The 17,317-nt window shown below is 61.0% G+C and carries 11 protein-coding genes; 3 read left to right on the top strand and 8 right to left on the bottom strand.

Going from position 1 to position 17,317, the window contains the following annotated elements; genetic code table 11:
* The first annotated feature begins 310 nt into the window (after nucleotides 1-310).
* Nucleotides 311-676 carry a helix-turn-helix transcriptional regulator gene (locus G9X67_RS24960; RefSeq protein ID WP_017962753.1) on the top strand — a complete coding sequence of 122 codons (366 nt, stop codon included), beginning with the start codon at nucleotides 311-313 and terminating at the stop codon, nucleotides 674-676.
* Between the two features lie 159 nt (nucleotides 677-835).
* Here the strand turns inward: G9X67_RS24960 and G9X67_RS24955 are convergent, their stop codons facing one another.
* From G9X67_RS24955 to G9X67_RS24925, 7 genes are all read right to left on the bottom strand, one after another.
* Entirely contained in the window at nucleotides 836-1,036 is a 201-nt protein-coding gene (locus G9X67_RS24955) for a hypothetical protein (protein WP_138332102.1), read from the bottom strand.
* Nucleotides 1,037-1,347: 311 nt separating this feature from the next.
* Nucleotides 1,348-2,475 carry a molecular chaperone DnaJ gene (gene dnaJ, locus G9X67_RS24950; protein ID WP_017995672.1) on the bottom strand — a complete coding sequence of 376 codons (1,128 nt, stop codon included), beginning with the start codon at nucleotides 2,473-2,475 and terminating at the stop codon, nucleotides 1,348-1,350.
* An 86-nt stretch (nucleotides 2,476-2,561) separates the two neighbouring features.
* Nucleotides 2,562-4,478: a molecular chaperone DnaK gene (gene dnaK / locus G9X67_RS24945; protein ID WP_062944862.1), complete on the bottom strand. Its 1,917-nt coding sequence runs from the start codon at nucleotides 4,476-4,478 to the stop codon at nucleotides 2,562-2,564.
* A 384-nt stretch (nucleotides 4,479-4,862) separates the two neighbouring features.
* Entirely contained in the window at nucleotides 4,863-7,199 is a 2,337-nt protein-coding gene (locus tag G9X67_RS24940; protein ID WP_171599926.1) for a transglycosylase domain-containing protein, read from the bottom strand.
* 211 nt (nucleotides 7,200-7,410) lie between these two features.
* Entirely contained in the window at nucleotides 7,411-7,632 is a 222-nt protein-coding gene (locus tag G9X67_RS24935) for a hypothetical protein (protein WP_138332104.1), read from the bottom strand.
* 543 nt (nucleotides 7,633-8,175) lie between these two features.
* Entirely contained in the window at nucleotides 8,176-8,844 is a 669-nt protein-coding gene (locus G9X67_RS24930) for an SH3 domain-containing protein (protein WP_138388505.1), read from the bottom strand.
* Between the two features lie 397 nt (nucleotides 8,845-9,241).
* Nucleotides 9,242-10,630, bottom strand: a complete 1,389-nt coding sequence (locus G9X67_RS24925; RefSeq protein ID WP_138332106.1) for a dipeptidase — start codon at nucleotides 10,628-10,630, stop codon at nucleotides 9,242-9,244.
* 214 nt (nucleotides 10,631-10,844) lie between these two features.
* On the opposite strand from G9X67_RS24925, the gene G9X67_RS24920 reads away from it, so the two are divergent.
* Entirely contained in the window at nucleotides 10,845-13,229 is a 2,385-nt protein-coding gene (locus G9X67_RS24920) for an EAL domain-containing protein (RefSeq protein WP_171599925.1), read from the top strand.
* A 73-nt stretch (nucleotides 13,230-13,302) separates the two neighbouring features.
* Here G9X67_RS24920 and G9X67_RS24915 read toward each other — a convergent pair whose 3' ends face one another.
* Nucleotides 13,303-13,719: a MarR family transcriptional regulator gene (locus G9X67_RS24915; protein ID WP_003583451.1), complete on the bottom strand. Its 417-nt coding sequence runs from the start codon at nucleotides 13,717-13,719 to the stop codon at nucleotides 13,303-13,305.
* 544 nt (nucleotides 13,720-14,263) lie between these two features.
* Between G9X67_RS24915 and polA the strand changes: the two genes are divergently transcribed.
* A complete protein-coding gene (gene polA, locus G9X67_RS24910; protein WP_171599924.1) occupies nucleotides 14,264-17,263 on the top strand; it encodes a DNA polymerase I in 3,000 nt (999 codons plus the stop codon).
* The last annotated feature ends 54 nt before the right edge of the window (nucleotides 17,264-17,317 follow it).

Below are 17,317 nucleotides of genomic sequence, written 5' to 3'. Positions count from 1 at the left end.
TATTCCAGATGATCCCGTGACCGAAGTCCTTGTGTCCGTCATCCTCCCGATGGAATGGCAGCCACGGCGCTTCGAAATTCGGTTAAAAATACAACCATCCGAGATGGCCTGACATCGCCAAACCGATCCCGTAGACAGTCATTGCCAATGTCTTCCAGCGCCGGATATTCAAGGTTTGCCGCCATCCTCCTAGGCTACTGACGTAACGTAAAGCCCAAAAAAAGTTGGTTGAATTTTGCAACTGCAGGGTTGAGTTATCCGGTGCAGGCGATATGGTAAACGGACCGTTTATGTATAAGAGAGTGATGAAGTGCCAGATCCGGTTGATATTATCGTCGGTCGCAACGTCAGACAGTTTCGCGCCCTTCGCCGTGTTTCTCAGCTCGAGCTTGGCGAAGCACTCGGACTGACTTTCCAGCAAATCCAGAAATACGAAAAGGGGGCGAACCGCGTTTCCGCCAGCAAGCTGCATCAGATCGCGGTTTTTCTCGACGTCGAGATCTCCGCTCTCTTCGAGGGTGCCGGCATGTCGCCATTCGGCAGCCGTGTCGAACTCAGCCCCGACGCCTATGCGCTTGCGCTGAGCTACGACAAGCTGAACTCACCGGCAGGCAAGGAAGCGGTCAAGACCATCGTCACCCTCATGACGGGCGAAGCGGCCGAAACCACCGCCTGATTCCAGCGCAGCAATCACGGTTCCCACGGAAAGCACGACCTATTCAAGGTCTGGATGATTTCCGGACACCTGCGGGTGTGCAGCAATATTGGGGGGATGACCTGCATCAGGACAAAGACCGGAAGCAGACCGCCTGATTGAGGTTCGATGCCGCGCGCTTCAGTGAATCTCGCATTCGTACAGCGCCATCAGCAGATCGTCCTGCGTCTGGTGGCCGGCATGATAGAGGTCGATCGCGATGCTGGCAATGGAAAGGCCTTGCTGGCTGCGAAGCTTGATGTTGCGCTCGGCGCACCATGTGTAGATGGCGCCGGCGAGAACGTCGACGTCTTCGGACTGGGATGAAAAGGCTGGCGCCATGGCTGATACCCTTGGTTTGTTTGTTCCCGCTAGCGTTAAGGACGCTCTATCACTTTGATTTGGTGCATGACCCCGAAATCGATTCCGGCTCCCGGGGTCATGCACTGACGGCAGAGACTGAATTCATTTGGAAAACTTGCAAGCGGCATCATCTGGCTGCGTTAACGCAAGTCGTCGTCCCGCCCGCTGCCGTATCGATCCGGGACAGATTCGCCGGCATGGACGGCGAATGTCGCAAATCAGGATTCTTAAAACAAAAAAGCCGGAGACGTTTCCGTCCCGGCTTTCGTAATGGGCATGTCGATTGCGGCTCAGCCTTCGAAGAATTCCTTCATGCGGGCAAAGAAGCCCGTCGATTCCGGATTGTTCTCCTTGGAGGAAAGCTGCTCGAATTCCTGAAGCAGTTCACGCTGGCGCTTGGTGAGCTTTTGCGGCGTCTCGATCTGGATCTGGATGTAGAGGTCGCCCGTCTGCACCGAACGCAGCACTGGCATGCCCTTGCCCTTGAGGCGGAACTGTTTGCCGACCTGGGTGCCCTCGGGCACGGTAACGCGCGATTTGGTGCCGTCGAGCGTCGCCACGTCGAAGGTGCCGCCGAGCGCGGCCGTCGTCATCGAGATCGGAACGGCGCAATAGAGATCGGCTCCGTCGCGCTGGTAGAATTCATGCGGTTTGACGGACAGGAAGATATAGAGGTCGCCTGCCGGTCCGCCGCGGGCGCCGGCCTCGCCTTCGCCCTGCAGGCGGATGCGGGTGCCGTCCTCGATGCCGGCGGGAATATTGACCGAGAGTGAACGCTCTTCCGTCACCCGGCCCTGGCCGTGGCACTTCGGGCACGGATCGGGAATGATCTGGCCGCGGCCGTGGCAGGTCGGGCAGGTCCGTTCGATCGAGAAGAAGCCCTGTGCCGCGCGCACGCGCCCCGTTCCTTGGCAGGTGCCGCAGTTCTTCGGCTGCGTGCCGGGCTTGGCGCCTGAACCCGAACAGACGTCGCAGGTGATCGACGTCGGAACGCGGATTTGCGCCGTCTTGCCGGAGAAAGACTCTTCCAGCGTTATTTCCATGTTGTAGCGAAGATCGGCGCCACGTTCGCGGCCGCCCGACGAGCGCTGGCGCGCGCGCCCTCCACCCATCATCTCGCCGAAGATATCCTCGAAAATGTCGGAGAAACCGCCGCCGGCAAATCCGCCGCCACCGCCGCCCATGCCGCCATGCTCGAAGGCCGCATGACCATACCGATCATAGGCCGCCCGCTTCTGCGGGTCCTTGAGCATCTCGTAGGCTTCGTTGATTTCCTTGAACTTCCGCTCGGCGTCCTTGTCATCCGGGTTCTTGTCCGGATGGAATTTCATCGCCAATTTGCGAAAGGCGCTTTTCAGCTCTTTCTCGTCCGCCGTCTTGGCTACACCCAGAGTTTCGTAAAAGTCCGCTTTTGCCATTAAGGATTAAACCCCGGAAATGGATTTTCCGGCTGCCATGGTGAGCAGCCGGATCAGGTGTTGAAGCATAACCACGCCGTCGCGGATTACGCGGACTTCTTGCGGTCGTCGTCCTTGATTTCCTCGTAGTCGGCATCGACGACATTGTCGCCGCCTTCCGCGGAGGCATCACCAGCAGCGCCGCCTTCGGCCTGCTGTGCTTCATAGATCGCCTGGCCGAGCTTCATCGACACTTCCATCAGCGTCTGGGTCTTGGCCTTGATGTCGTCGGCATCGGGCTCGGATGCTTCCGACGCCGTCTTCAGCGCGGCGATCGCATCCGAGATCGCGGTGCGGTCGGCCTCGGAAACCTTGTCGCCATAATCCTTCAGCGACTTTTCCGAGGAATGGATCAGGCTTTCAGCCTGGTTCCGGGCTTCGACCGCCTCGCGGCGCTTCTTGTCTTCGCTGGCATGGGCTTCGGCATCCTTCACCATCTTCTCGATGTCGGCGTCGGAAAGACCGCCGGAAGCCTGGATGCGGATCTGCTGTTCCTTGCCGGTGCCCTTGTCCTTGGCCGAAACCTGAACGATGCCGTTGGCGTCGATGTCGAAGGTGACTTCGATCTGCGGCATGCCGCGCGGCGACGGCGGCAGGCCGACGAGGTCGAACTGGCCAAGCAGCTTGTTGTCGGCAGCCATTTCACGTTCGCCCTGCGAAACGCGGATGGTCACGGCCTGCTGGTTGTCTTCGGCGGTCGAGAAGGTCTGGCTCTTCTTCGTCGGGATCGTCGTGTTGCGTTCGATCAGGCGGGTGAAGACACCACCCAGCGTCTCGATGCCGAGCGACAGCGGCGTCACGTCGAGCAGCAGGACGTCCTTGACGTCGCCCTGCAGAACGCCGGCCTGGATGGCGGCGCCGAGGGCCACCACTTCATCCGGGTTGACGCCCTTGTGCGGCTCCTTGCCGAACAGCTGCTTGACGACTTCCTGTACCTTCGGCATGCGGCTCATGCCGCCGACGAGAACCACTTCGTCGATTTCGGCAGCAGTGACGCCGGCATCCTTGAGCGCTGCCTTGCACGGCGCGATCGTGCGCTGGACGAGATCGTCGACCAGGCTTTCGAGCTTGGCGCGGGTCAGCTTCAGCGTCAGATGCTTCGGGCCGGAGGCGTCGGCCGTGATGAACGGCAGGTTGATTTCGGTCTGCTGCGAGGACGAAAGCTCGATCTTCGCCTTTTCCGCAGCTTCCTTGAGGCGCTGCAGGGCAAGCTTGTCGTTCTTCAGGTCGATGCCGTTGTCTCTCTTGAACTCGCCGACGAGATATTCGACGAGGCGCATGTCGAAGTCTTCACCGCCGAGGAAGGTATCGCCGTTGGTGGACTTCACTTCGAAGACGCCGTCGCCGATCTCGAGGATCGAAATATCGAAGGTACCGCCACCAAGGTCGTAGACGGCAATCGTCTTGCCTTCTTTCTTGTCGAGACCGTAGGCGAGGGCCGCAGCAGTCGGCTCGTTGATGATGCGCAGGACTTCAAGACCGGCGATGCGGCCGGCATCCTTGGTTGCCTGGCGCTGCGCGTCGTTGAAGTAGGCGGGAACGGTTATGACGGCCTTCTCGACCTTTTCGCCGAGATAGGATTCGGCGGTTTCCTTCATCTTCTGAAGGATCATCGCGGAAATCTGTGCGGGCGAGTAGCCCTTGCCATTGGCTTCGACCCAGGCGTCGCCATTGTCGCCCTTGACGATGGTGAAGGGAACGAGGTGCTTGTCCTTCTCGACGGTCGGATCTTCGTAGCGGCGGCCGATCAGGCGCTTGACTGCAAAGAGTGTGTTCGTCGGGTTGGTGACTGCCTGGCGCTTGGCCGGCTGGCCGACGAGGCGTTCGCCATCGTCGGAAAATGCCACCATGGAAGGGGTCGTACGCGCACCTTCCGCATTCTCGATAACCTTCGCGTCCTTGCCGTCCATGACTGCGACGCAGGAATTCGTCGTTCCAAGGTCGATACCAATTACTTTTGCCATGTCATTCTCTCCTTGAAGCAAGCTGTCGGAACCCCGAGAAGGCATTTCCCTGACAGCCCCTTACGGGATGGGTCTACTTGAGATTACGCAATCGTGATTGCGGTGATGCGGCGTATATAAGGAGCGGTTTTCTGGACTGCAAGGCGAGAAATGCCCCGGAATCCAGCAAAACGAATGTGTTGCGTTCAATTTTTACAGTAGCCGGGAAAGAGGTCGCCCCATGTCCGGAAAGCGGCCATTTTTTCGGGCATGTCGCGCAAAACTGCGCAGCCGTTTTGCGACAACGACATGCGTAAAACAAAGACCTGAAGCGCGAGGAGCGACTCTGAAAGATCGCGACGCGCTTTAGAGCATCGGGCTTGTGTAGGACATGCAGCAAAGGTCTCACTGGCCCATGATCAGATCGAGCAGCGTCGTGCGCCGCGGCTGGACGGAAGAGGTGGTCTGCGCACCCCCGACATCGCCGGGCGGCACCATACCCTCATAGCCAGAACCGCCGCCTTCGGCAATGTCTGAGGGCGGAACCGGGCCGCTGCCGGAGGTCGCCGCCTGCTGCCGGACAGGCGCTTGCGGATAGCGGTTTGCGTTGTCGTTGCCGCCGAAGACGCCGGAAATAATGCCGCCGATCGTCGATGGCGGCGCCTCGACCGTCATCGGTTGTCCGCTGCCCGACTGCCCATTACCCGGTGCCTCAGCCATCGGCTGACCATTGTTCGGATCGGCGATCAACTGGCCGTTGCCGAAGAGCGGTGCCGGCGAAAGACCCTTGTGGGCGGCGATCATGAATTCCTTCCAGGCCTTGGCGGGCAAGCCGCCGCCGGTCACCTTCTTCATCGGCTTGCCGTCGTCATTGCCGAACCAGACCCCGGTGGTCAGGTTGCTGGTGAAGCCGACGAAGAGCGCGTCGCGCGAATTCTGCGTCGTGCCGGTCTTTCCCGCCGCCTGCCAGCCAGGGATCTTGGCGCTCTTGCCGGTGCCGTTGTCGATGACGCCCATCATCATCGCATCCATCTGGGCGACGATCTGCTCGGACAGCACGCGCGGCGGGCTGTCATAGGTATTTTCGTAGAGAACCTTGCCTTCGGCCGTCGTCACCCGGCGGATGACGTGCGGCGTCGCCTTGTAGCCGCCGTTCATGAAGGCGGCATAGGAGGCGGTGAGTTCCATCAGCGACACCTCGGACGTGCCGAGCGCGATCGAGGCGTTCGGCTGCAGCTCGCTTTCGATGCCGAGCCGGTGGGCAAGCTTGATCACCTGATCCGGCCCGTCATACATCACCAGCTGGGCGGCCACCGTGTTCAGCGACTTGGCAAGCGCGGTCGCCAGCGTCACTTCGCCATTGTATTTCTTCTCGTAATTTTCGGGCGTCCAGTCGCCGATCCGGATCGGCGCGTCGTTGAACACCGAATAGGGCGTCAGCCCCTTCTCGAGTGCTGCGGCATAGACGAAAGGCTTGAACGAGGAACCCGGCTGGCGTTTAGCCTTGACGGCGCGGTTGAACTGGCTCGTCGCATAGTCCCTGCCGCCGACGAGCGCCCGGATCGCGCCGGTGCCGTCGATCGAGACGAGGGCCGCCTGAGAGGCGTCGAGCTTGCCGCCCTCCTTGTCGAGCACGTCGACCAGCGATTGCTCGGCCTTCTTTTCCAGCGACTTGTCGATGGTCGTATCGACGATGACGTCTTCCTTGACGTCGCCGATCAGGCTTGGCAGCTCGTCCATTACCATGTCGGCGACATAGTGCCCGGCGCCGGACCAGTAGCTCTTGGCCGAAGCCGGGGTCTGCGACATCGCCGTTTTGACCTCGGAATCGGTGATGAAGCCCTGTTCGCGCATCGCCGCGAGCACGAGCTGGGCGCGTGCATTCGCCGCGTCCGCATCGCGGGCCGGTGAAAGCCGCGACGGCGCCTTGAGCAGGCCGGCCAGCACCGCGGCCTCGCCGAGGTTGACGTCACGCGCCGATTTGTTGAAGTAGCGCCGTGAGGCGGCCTCGACGCCATAGGCGTTCGATCCGAAGAACACCCGGTTGAGATACATGGCAAGGATCTGGTCCTTGGTGTATTTCTGCTCCAGCCAGAGCGAGAGCAGCACTTCCTGGACCTTACGTTCCAGCGTCCTTTCCGGGGAGAGGAAGAGGTTCTTGGCAAGCTGCTGCGTCAGCGTCGAGCCACCCTGGACCATGTGGCCAGCCGTGAGATTGGTCACGATCGCCCGGCCGAGGCCGAGCGGATCGACGCCGAAATGTGAATAGAAACGCCGATCCTCGATGGCGATGACGGCTTCCGGAATATAGGGCGACATGTTTTCGAGCGACAGCGCCTCGCCGCCGGTGGCGCCGCGATTGGCGATGACGCTGCCGTCGACGGCGGTGATCTTGACGTTCGGCGGCCGCTCCGGGATTGCCCATGTGCTGGCGCTCGGCATGCGCGACCCATAATAGACCACGAGCCCGGCAACGCCGATGCCGGCCCAGATGAAAAGCACGACGCACCAGTAGACCATGCGGCGCATGAAGCCGAAAAAACCGCCGCCTTCACGCTCCCGCGGCTCGCGCTGCCGCCGGGGGGCGGCGCGCTGCGGCGGGGGTTTCGAGCCGCCGCGGCGCTGAGATCGGCCTCCGGCGATGCGATCGTCGGCATCGAGCGAGAATTCGTCATCGTCGCGTGCCGGCCGGCCGCTGAAGGAGGGTTCTATTCTGTCGCCTGATCTGCCTCTGCCTGCCATCGCGGACCGGTCACACCCCATGTTCGATCGCGAAGCCAACTTCGCATAACGGTGCCCTTCTCCAGCGCCGCGCGTCTTTTCAGACGCGCAAAGGACGCTGGAGCGCTTTGAGTGCCGCCGTGATCATCCGACTGAACTGTAAATGCGGCGATTTAACGGGGTATTAATAATGGAAAGTAAAGCAGATCGCGCCGGGCGACAGCATTGGCCTTCAGAACTGTCGGGCCTCGTAATCGTCGAGCGATTCCGGGTCCTGCTTATATTCCCACTCGCCCAGATGAAAGCGGCGCCAGATCTGGCCGGAAGGGTTGAGGCTCGCCCCATCGGTGAGGCGCACAGGCAGGATGGGGTTGTGTTTATGCCAAACGGTAACATCTGTGGCGGCTGCCCGAGGGCCGAAAAGCCCGAAGAAAGCCAGGTAGTCTTGTGTCATCAGGGTCCAGCCTCGAACGGATCAAAATCAATCCGCAACTTCACAAAACTGCAATAAAGAATCTCGCAAAACAAGTGCCTCGCGATGGCTTCACGTCAAATTGTCGGTGATCGCATTCGAGGTTCGATGCTTCCCCCCGCGGCTCCTGTCTTGCGCTCGCCGGCAAGGCGGCATGCGTCGTGAAAACAAAGGCCCGAAGTGCGTGGCGTGAGTTACGTGCTATACGACGTAGATTACCGCGCCGCGCGTCTTTTCGAGAGACATAAAAGAGGCTGTAACACATTGAATTGCCGCATAGTGTTTCCTCAAATCGGTTCTGCTTCAAGGAATTATGCGGCAGGCGGAACCAATAGGCTTCGCGATTGTTTATGAAGAAGCGGGACAGCCCCTCACGTCCCGCGAATGATCGGCCGTCTCCCCTCAACGCGTGCCGATCGACATCAGGCCCGGTGCATCCCTCCCAAGGGAGCGCCGGGCTTTTTCTTGGGCGTTTTCCCTTGGCTTCAAGCCTCGGAAGAGGACGTCGCTGCGTCCCTTTCTGTTTCATTCGTCGCAAGAGGGATCGCCGGGGCGGCAATCAAAATTCCTGCGGTCCGGCCTGCGATCATCGCCTCTCCGGTCGTCCCTCTGCCGTTCACCTCTTTGCCGATCGTCCCTTTGCCGATCGTCCCTTTGATTGTCGTCGCGCCAGTCACGATCGCGGTCGCGCCCATCTCGGTCGCCATCCCGCTCGCGCCAGTTACGGTCGCGATCCCGGTTATCCCGATCGCGGTCGCGATCCCGATTGTCGCGGTCGCGGTAGTAATAATCCGGGCCGCGGCTCCAGCGGTCACGGTCGCGATAGAAATCACGGTTGCGGTAATAGCGGTCCCAATAATTGTCGACGCTGAAGCGAATCATCGGAATGCCGAGCGGACGGTAATATTGCGGGCCGACATAGACGCGGCGCTGTTGGTAGAGGGCCTGCACATACTGGCCGGAAACCCAGCCGCGGCCGCCGTAGAATTCGACGTCGCACCAATTGACCTCGGAAAGGCATCCGCGGATCTCGACGGAAGAACCGGCGGGGATGACGGCGACGGCAGGATATCGGGTGCTCGGACCGGCACGCATGTTGACGTTCGCCGTCGAGTAGCCCTCGGCGGCCTGCGCTATGGCGGGCGCCAGCATAAGCATGCCGGCGGCTGCGATTTTAACAAAGAGATTTTTCACGCTTCTCAGTCCTTGTTGGCACGTTTTTCAGGCAGCGCTTGGCCGTGTTTCCTTGGCATATGCCATTGAAACAAAAGACAGAGCGATCGCCCGCAGCTGTCAGGGCGTCATCATTCGTCTTATCTTTCAATGGCTTATATGTCGCTCGCGATGAACGCAGCTTGAACGGCGAAATGTCTGTCCGCGCCTTGGAGCCGCGATGGTGCTTCCGGCAAGGCCGGTACTGTTAACGGTTCGTTAACCTTTCGGCGGCAGTCTCACTGCAATACCTGCTTGCTCCTTGACCACGGATGAACTGGCACTGAGATGAGCGGATGACGAAAGGCCGGGTCGAACCGGCCTTTTTGTTTGTCGCGACTTTGCGTGGCGCAGCTTGATGGAAGCCGCGCCTTTTCCTTCAGGCAGCGAGCGCTCGAAGTATCCGCACCCAGGAGCGAATGCCCTTGTGGTAGGAGACGAGCTCGTATTTCTCGTTCGGAGAGTGGATGCGATCGTCGCTGAGGCCGAAGCCGACGAGCAGCGATTCCATGCCGAGCATCTTCTGGAAATCTCCGACGATCGGGATCGACCCACCCATGCCGATGACGATGGCGGGCTTCGGCCACTCGTCGGAAAGCGCGTTCTTCGCCTTGGTGAGAACAGGCGAATCATAGGAAAGATGAATCGCCGGCGAGCCGCCATGCGGATGGAACTCGACCGAGCAATCAGCGGGAATCTTCGCACTGATATAGCTGCGGAAAGCCTCGCGGATGGCCGCCGGATCCTGCGTTCCGACAAGCCGGAACGAAACCTTCGCCGAAGCCTTGGCGGCGATCACCGTCTTGAAGCCTTCGCCGGTATATCCGCCCCAGATGCCGTTGATTTCGGCGGTCGGCCGCGCCCAGGTGAGTTCCAGCACCGAGCGGCCTTTTTCACCCGATGGAATGGAAAGGCCGACTTCGCCGAGGAAGCTCTCCGCGGTCTTGCCGAGCGTCTCCCATGAGGCCTTGATGTTGTCAGGCGTTTCCTCGACGCCATCATAGAAGCCGTCAAGCGTGATGCGGCCCGTCTCGTCATGCAGGCCGGCAAGAGCCTCGACGAGAATGTGGATCGGATTGGCGGCCGCGCCGCCGAAGAGACCGGAATGCAGGTCACGGTCGGCGGCCGTCACGATCACTTCCTCGCCGACGAGGCCGCGCAGCGCCGCGGCGATCGCCGGCGTGTCGCGGTCCCACATGCCGGTATCGCAGACCAGCGCATAATCGGCCTTGAGCTCGGCGGTATTGGCTTCGAGGAAGGGCTTCAGGGACGGCGAGCCGGATTCCTCCTCGCCCTCGAAGAGGATGGTGATGCGGCAGGGAAGCGCGCCGTTGATCTCCTTATAGGCGCGGCAAGCCTCGACGAAGGTCATCAACTGGCCCTTGTCGTCGGAGGTGCCGCGGCCGGTCAGGATCTTGCGGCCCTCGCCGACATCCTTGATCGATGGCTCGAACGGGTCGTTTTCCCAGAGCTCGATCGGATCGACCGGCTGAACATCGTAATGGCCGTAGAAGAGAACATGCGGCGCATCGGCGGAAGCGCCGGCATGGTGGGCGACCACCATCGGATGGCCTGGCGTATCGCGCAGCGAGGCCGTAAAGCCGAGCGTCCCGAGATAGGCGACGAGCCATTCGGCGGCCTTCCGGCATTCGGCTTTATAGGCGGGATCGGTGGAAATCGATTGGATGCGCAGAAGCTCGAACAGCTTTTCGAGGCTCGATGGAAGGTTCTGATCCGCGCGCTCAAGCACCTGATTGATATCGGTCATTTTCGACTCCTTTTTTGAAATTCGGCCGGACGATAGACCAAACCAGAAAAGCAGGCGAGGCGGAAAAACAAAAATCGGCGGCGCGAAAGGCCCGTCGGTCAAAGATCAATATCAGGAAGATTTGCTGGATAATATAGAAGAGATTTCTAATTCAATTTACAGTTATTTAGCACAACCTAAATAGCCTGACCGAATTCAGCTGTGGGAGGGGCAGATGTTTTCGGTCATTACATGTATTCGGGACAACCACGATTGGCGGCTGGTGCTTGCGGCGGCCGCCGTCTGCCTGGTCGGCGCTATGGCGGCTATGCTGCTGCTTTCCCGCGCTCAGGAATGCGATGCCGGGCGGCGCAAGCTCTGGATCGGCGCCTCGGCTTTCGCTTTCGGCACCGGCGTATGGGCAACGCACTTCATCGCAATGCTGGCCTATGACGGCGGCATGCCGATCGGCTACCAACTGGGCCTGACGGCGCTTTCTTTCCTCCTGTCGGTTGCCGGTTCGTGGGCGGCGATCCTCGTCGCTTCGGAAAGCCGCGGCAGGTTTTCTCGCATCCGCGGCGGCGTCCTGATGGCGCTCGGCATCGCCTCCATGCACCTGACCGGCATGCAGGCGATCGAAACGCAGGCGGCAATTCTTTATGATCCCTCCATGACGCTGAGTGCGGTTCTCGCAGGAGCGCTGTTGTCGAGCGCCGCCTTCCACGCATTTTTCCAATTGAAGGGACTGAGGCGGCTCCTCGCCTCGTCAATCAGTTTCGTCCTCGCGATCTGCGCGCTCCATTTCATCTCGATGGCTAGCATCACGCTCGTGCCGGATCCCGGCAAGCAAGTTCCGGCAACGGTGCTCGACGCCAGCCTGCTTGCTGCGATCGTCGTTGTGGCGGCGACGGCGCTCATTCTGATCGCGCTGGCGGTGGTCTTTATCGAAAGCCACCTGACGGATCTGAGGGGGCTCGCGAATGCCTCACAGGAAGGGCTGCTGATCCTGCGGGAAGGCCGGATCATCGATGCCAATGAACGCTTCCAGGGGCTCTCCGGCTGGAAGCTTGCCGGTCTTGCCGGCAAGGCGCCCTCGGCTGTTTTGACTGCTATTCAGGGAACTGGGCAGAACAGACCCAGCGAGACGCTGCTCAACACCAGGGACGGCAGGGAGATCGCCGTCGAAGTGACCGCGAGCAGGATCGTCTATCGCGGGCACAACTGCGAGGTGCTGGCGGTGCGTGATCTCACCGAGCGCAGGCAGGCCGAGGAGATGATCGAGCATCTCGCCCACCACGACGTGCTCACCGATCTGCCGAACAGGTCGCTGTTCGATACCCGCATCCGGCAGGCGCTGCAGATGGCCGAACGAAAGAACAGCGAGGTTGCCCTCTTCTATCTCGACCTCGATCGCTTCAAGGCCGTCAACGATATCTTCGGTCATGCCGAAGGCGACCGTATTCTCCGCAAGGTCGCCTCGATCCTGCGCCGCGTGGCCGATGAGAGCGATACGATCGCCCGCCTCGGCGGCGATGAATTCGCCATCATTCAGCCCGCCGGGCAGCAGCCGGCGGCGGCGCAAAAGCTTGCGGCGGCGATCCTCGACGAATTCGCCGCCGAGATGGACACGGCGCGCGACCCGACCGCCGTCGGCGTCAGCGTCGGCATCGCAATCTATCCCGCGGATGGCGCTGCTGCTGAAGAACTCTGCAACAATGCCGATACTGCACTCTACCGCGTCAAGCATGACGGTCGCGGCAAGGTCTGTTTCTTCGACGCGGACATGGATAAGGCGGCACGGAACCGCCGCCAGATCGAAAGCGAACTGCGCCATGCGATCATCCGTAATCAGATCCATGTCGACTATCAGCCGATCCTCGATGCGCTGAGCGGCGAGATCGGCGGCTACGAGGCCCTGATGCGCTGGAACCGGCCAGGTCACGGCTTGACCGAGCCCGATATCTTCATCCCGATCGCCGAGGAAAGCGGCTCGATCGTCCAACTCGGCGAATGGGTGTTGCAGCAGGCCTGCAGGGAGGCTGTGCGCTGGCCGCTGCCGTTGATGATCGCCGTCAATCTCTCGCCGGTGCAATTCATGCTGCCGAACCTCTGCGAGCGGATCGAGGCGATCCTCGCCGAAACCGGGCTTGCGCCCGGCCGACTGGAGCTCGAGATCACCGAGGCGGCCCTCATTCGAGATCGCGACCGGGTGATGACGACGCTATTGCGGCTGCACAAGCTCGGCGTGCACATCGTCATGGATGATTTCGGTACCGGTTTTTCCTCGCTTTCCAACCTGCGGTCATTCCCTTTCGACAAGATCAAGGTCGACCGCAGTTTCACCGGCGTGCTGGAACATGATGCGGCGGCGCGCTCGATCGTGCGCGCCATCATCGGCCTAGGTCATAGCCTCGGCATGCCTGTCGTGACGGAGGGCGTGGAAACCGAGATGCAGCGCCGGATCGTCGTCGAGGAAGGCTGCACGCAAGTACAGGGCCTTTTACTCGGCAAGCCGGATATCGAGCCGAGCATCAAGCTTGCCGCCCACGAAAACGTCCTGACCGCACAGATCGAAACCGGCGCGCCGTCGCTGCGACGCGCACAGTGTGCTGGCGAGTGATCTTACAGCGCCGCGCGTCTTTTCAGACGCGCAAAGGACGCTGTCGATTCCGATTTAAGGAATTATGCAGTGGTCAGAGCGCCTTGGCGTTTTCCAGAAGCCGGCGGATATATTCGAGTGTCAGCTCGCGCTCGAAAACTCGAAACCCTTTAAACAGCGCAAGGTCGGCCTCGCGCGCGGTCTCGATTGCCTCGGCCTCCATGGCGCGGGCCTTCGGCGTCAGGAAGAGCAGTTGCGCCCGCTTGTCGGATGGATGCGGCCGGCGTTCGATCAACCCGTCTCGGACCATGCGCGAAAGCGTATTGGCCATGGTCGCCTGTTCGATATCGACCCGCTCGAGAAGCTGTTTCTGGGTCAGCCCGTCCTCGGCCCAGAGTTCCAGCAGAATGGGGAACTGGCCCGGAGAAAAACCGAGCCCAACCGCGCGCTGGTGCAGCGAGCGGGCAAACCCTTTCGCCAGCTGGCTGGCAAGGTAGGCTCCCGAATCCATGCGGTTAAATCCCATGATTGCAAGTTAGGCTCAAAACCATGCCGGAGACAATGCAGCAAATCGCATACGATGCTCCTAAACATGCAAGCGGCGATCAGAATTTCGAGTGCCTGGTAAAACAAAAGTCGCCATGGCCTGGAGGTTGGCCATGGCGACTTTAAAGTGGGGACAAAGGCCCGGAGAGGGGGATAAGGCCTTTGTCCAAGCCTGACGCGGCGGGGGACAAGCCGGTGATCAGACCCGCGACGCAATCAAGCGCCGGTGACATCGATTTGTGGCTCAGAATGTGGTTTTTCAAGGGAGGGCCGTGGTTACAAATCGGTAACAGTTTGGTGAGCCGGAATCCGTGCCGTACAATTCCTGAGATCGGAATCGATGGAAGGATAAAATTATGCAGCAACGCCAAGTGCTCAGCGTCCTTTGCGCGTCCGAAAAGACGTGCGGCGCTGTGTGACGCTCCGAACGCCATAATCCTTTCCGCGCGCCGAATTTTATGCCGAACTCTATATGGACCTCGTCCCATGCCCGCGCTATCCATGCACGCATGAAAAAAGGCGATCACCTCTTCCTAGTCGATGGTTCCGGATTTATCTTCCGGGCGTTTCATGCATTGCCGCCGCTGACCCGCAAGACCGACGGCCTGCCGATCGGCGCTGTGTCCGGTTTCTGCAACATGCTGTGGAAGCTGCTGAGGGATGCGCGCAATACCGATGTCGGCGTGACGCCGACCCATCTTGCCGTCATCTTCGACTATTCCGCCAGGACGTTTCGCAAGGATCTCTACGACGCCTATAAGGCGAACCGATCTGCGCCGCCGGAAGAGCTCATCCCGCAATTCGGCCTCATCCGCGAGGCGACCCGCGCCTTCAATCTGCCCTGCATCGAGACCGAAGGCTTCGAGGCCGACGACATCATCGCCACCTATGCCCGCCAGGCCGAAGCGACTGGCGCCGATGTCACCATCGTCTCCTCCGACAAAGATCTGATGCAGCTCGTCAGCCCCAATGTCCACATGTATGACAGCATGAAGGACAAGCAGATCGGCATTCCCGATGTCATCGAGAAATGGGGCGTGCCGCCGGAAAAGATGATCGATCTGCAGGCGATGACCGGCGATTCGGTCGACAATGTTCCCGGCATTCCCGGCATTGGCCCGAAAACCGCCGCCCAGCTTCTCGAGGAATACGGCGATCTTGATACGCTGCTCGAACGCGCCGCCGAGATCAAGCAGGTCAAGCGCCGCGAGACGATCCTCGCCAATATCGACATGGCCAGGCTCTCGCGCGACCTCGTGCGGCTGCGCACCGATGTGCCACTCGATCTCGATCTCGACGCGCTGGTGCTGGAGCCGCAGAACGGCCCGAAGCTGATAGGCTTCCTGAAGACGATGGAATTCACCACGCTGACGCGCCGCGTCGCCGAAGCCTGCGCTTGCGATGCCGGCGCCATCGAACCGGCGATCGTCCGCATCGAATGGGGTGAGACGGCCCGCGGCCCGGATCTCGATGCGGCCGAGCCCGAGCCCGTTGCCGGCGGCATCCCCGACGTTTCGGGTGAATCCGTGCCGCTGCCGCCGCGCGCGAAGGCGAAGACCGCCGTCGAAGGCGCCTTTTCGCCCGCCGATCTTGCCAACGCTCGGGCCGAGGCCTTTGCGACGCTGCCCTTCGATCATTCGGCCTATGTCACGATCCGCGACCTGGCAACGCTCGACCGCTGGATCGCCGATGCGCGCGCGACCGGCCTCGTTGCTTTCGATACCGAGACCACGTCGCTGGATGCGATGCAGGCCGAACTCGTCGGCTTTTCGCTGGCGATCGCCGACAATACGGCCGATCCCACCGGCACGAAGATCCGCGCCGCCTATGTGCCGCTTGTCCATAAGAACGGCGTCGGCGATCTGCTCGGCGGCGGCCTTGCCGAAAACCAGATCCCGATGGGCGATGCCCTGCCGCGGTTGAAGGCATTGCTGGAGGACGAAGCGGTTCTCAAGGTCGCCCAGAATCTGAAATACGACTACCTGCTGTTGAAGCGCTATGGCATCGAGACCAGGAGTTTCGACGACACGATGCTGATCTCCTACGTGCTGGACGCCGGCACCGGCGCGCATGGCATGGACCCGCTCTCGGAAAAATTCCTCGGCCATACCCCGATTCCTTACAAGGACGTGGCGGGCAGCGGCAAGGCGAACGTCACCTTCGATCTGGTCGATATCGACCGCGCCACCCACTATGCCGCCGAAGATGCCGACGTGACGCTGCGCCTCTGGCTGGTGCTGAAGCCCCGGCTGGCGGCGGCGGGATTGACCAGCGTCTATGAACGGCTGGAGCGGCCGCTGTTGCCGGTACTGGCACGCATGGAAGCGCGCGGCATCACCGTCGACCGGCAGATCCTGTCGCGCCTCTCCGGCGAACTGGCCCAGGGTGCAGCAAGGCTCGAGGACGAGATCTACGTACTGGCCGGCGAGCGGTTCAACATCGGCTCGCCGAAGCAGCTGGGCGATATCCTGTTCGGCAAGATGGGCCTTGCCGGCGGCAACAAGACGAAAACGGGGCAATGGTCCACCTCCGCGCAGGTGCTCGAGGATCTGGCCGCCGCCGGTTTGGAGCTGCCGCGCAAGATCGTTGACTGGCGCCAGCTCACCAAGCTGAAATCCACCTATACCGACGCGCTCCCCGGCTATGTCCATCCGGAGACCAAGCGGGTCCACACCTCCTATTCGCTGGCATCGACGACCACGGGGCGCCTGTCCTCCTCCGAGCCGAACCTGCAGAATATTCCGGTTCGCACCGCAGAAGGCCGAAAGATCCGCACCGCCTTCATCTCGACGCCTGGCCACAAGCTGATCTCCGCCGACTACAGCCAGATCGAACTGCGCGTGCTTGCCCATGTCGCCGAGATCCCGCAGCTGACCAAGGCTTTCGAAGATGGCGTCGACATCCACGCCATGACGGCGTCGGAAATGTTCGGCGTGCCGGTAGAAGGCATGCCGGGCGAGGTGCGCCGCCGCGCCAAGGCAATCAATTTCGGCATCATCTACGGCATCTCGGCCTTCGGGCTCGCCAATCAGCTTTCGATCGAGCGTTCGGAAGCCGGCGACTACATCAAGAAGTATTTCGAGCGTTTCCCCGGCATCCGCGACTATATGGAAAGCCGAAAGGCCATGGCGCGCGACAAGGGTTATGTCGAGACGATCTTCGGTCGCCGCATCAACTATCCCGAAATCCGCTCGTCCAATCCCTCCGTGCGCTCCTTTAACGAGCGTGCGGCGATTAACGCGCCGATCCAGGGCTCGGCTGCCGACGTCATCCGCCGGGCAATGATCAAGATAGAGCCGGCGCTTGTTGACGTCGGCCTCGCCGATCGCGTCCGCATGCTGCTGCAGGTGCATGACGAACTCATCTTCGAGGTCGAGGACGAGGATGTCGAAAAGGCGATGCCAACAATCGTCTCGGTCATGGAAAACGCCACCATGCCGGCGTTGGAAATGCGCGTGCCGCTGAGGGTCGATGCACGCGCCGCCACCAACTGGGACGAGGCGCACTAAAGCATGTCGCGCAAAAGTGTGCAGCGGTTTTGCGACAACGACATGCGGGGAAAT

Origin of the sequence: Rhizobium sp. WYCCWR 11152, from assembly GCF_013087615.1 — a bacterium.
Lineage (GTDB): Bacteria > Pseudomonadota > Alphaproteobacteria > Rhizobiales > Rhizobiaceae > Rhizobium > Rhizobium indicum.
Note: the sequence above shows the minus strand (reverse complement) of the source record. Positions and strands in the feature narration are given on the sequence as shown.

Coding starts and splice junctions, on each gene's coding strand:
- G9X67_RS24915 (WP_003583451.1), bottom strand. CDS start 13,719: ATGGATTCGGGAGCCTACCTTGCCAGCCAGCTGGCGAAAGGGTTTGCC.
- G9X67_RS24925 (WP_138332106.1), bottom strand. CDS start 10,630: ATGACCGATATCAATCAGGTGCTTGAGCGCGCGGATCAGAACCTTCCA.
- G9X67_RS24940 (WP_171599926.1), bottom strand. CDS start 7,199: ATGGCAGGCAGAGGCAGATCAGGCGACAGAATAGAACCCTCCTTCAGC.
- dnaJ (WP_017995672.1), bottom strand. CDS start 2,475: ATGGCAAAAGCGGACTTTTACGAAACTCTGGGTGTAGCCAAGACGGCG.
- G9X67_RS24935 (WP_138332104.1), bottom strand. CDS start 7,632: ATGACACAAGACTACCTGGCTTTCTTCGGGCTTTTCGGCCCTCGGGCA.
- dnaK (WP_062944862.1), bottom strand. CDS start 4,478: ATGGCAAAAGTAATTGGTATCGACCTTGGAACGACGAATTCCTGCGTC.
- G9X67_RS24955 (WP_138332102.1), bottom strand. CDS start 1,036: ATGGCGCCAGCCTTTTCATCCCAGTCCGAAGACGTCGACGTTCTCGCC.
- polA (WP_171599924.1), top strand. CDS start 14,264: ATGAAAAAAGGCGATCACCTCTTCCTAGTCGATGGTTCCGGATTTATC.
- G9X67_RS24920 (WP_171599925.1), top strand. CDS start 10,845: ATGTTTTCGGTCATTACATGTATTCGGGACAACCACGATTGGCGGCTG.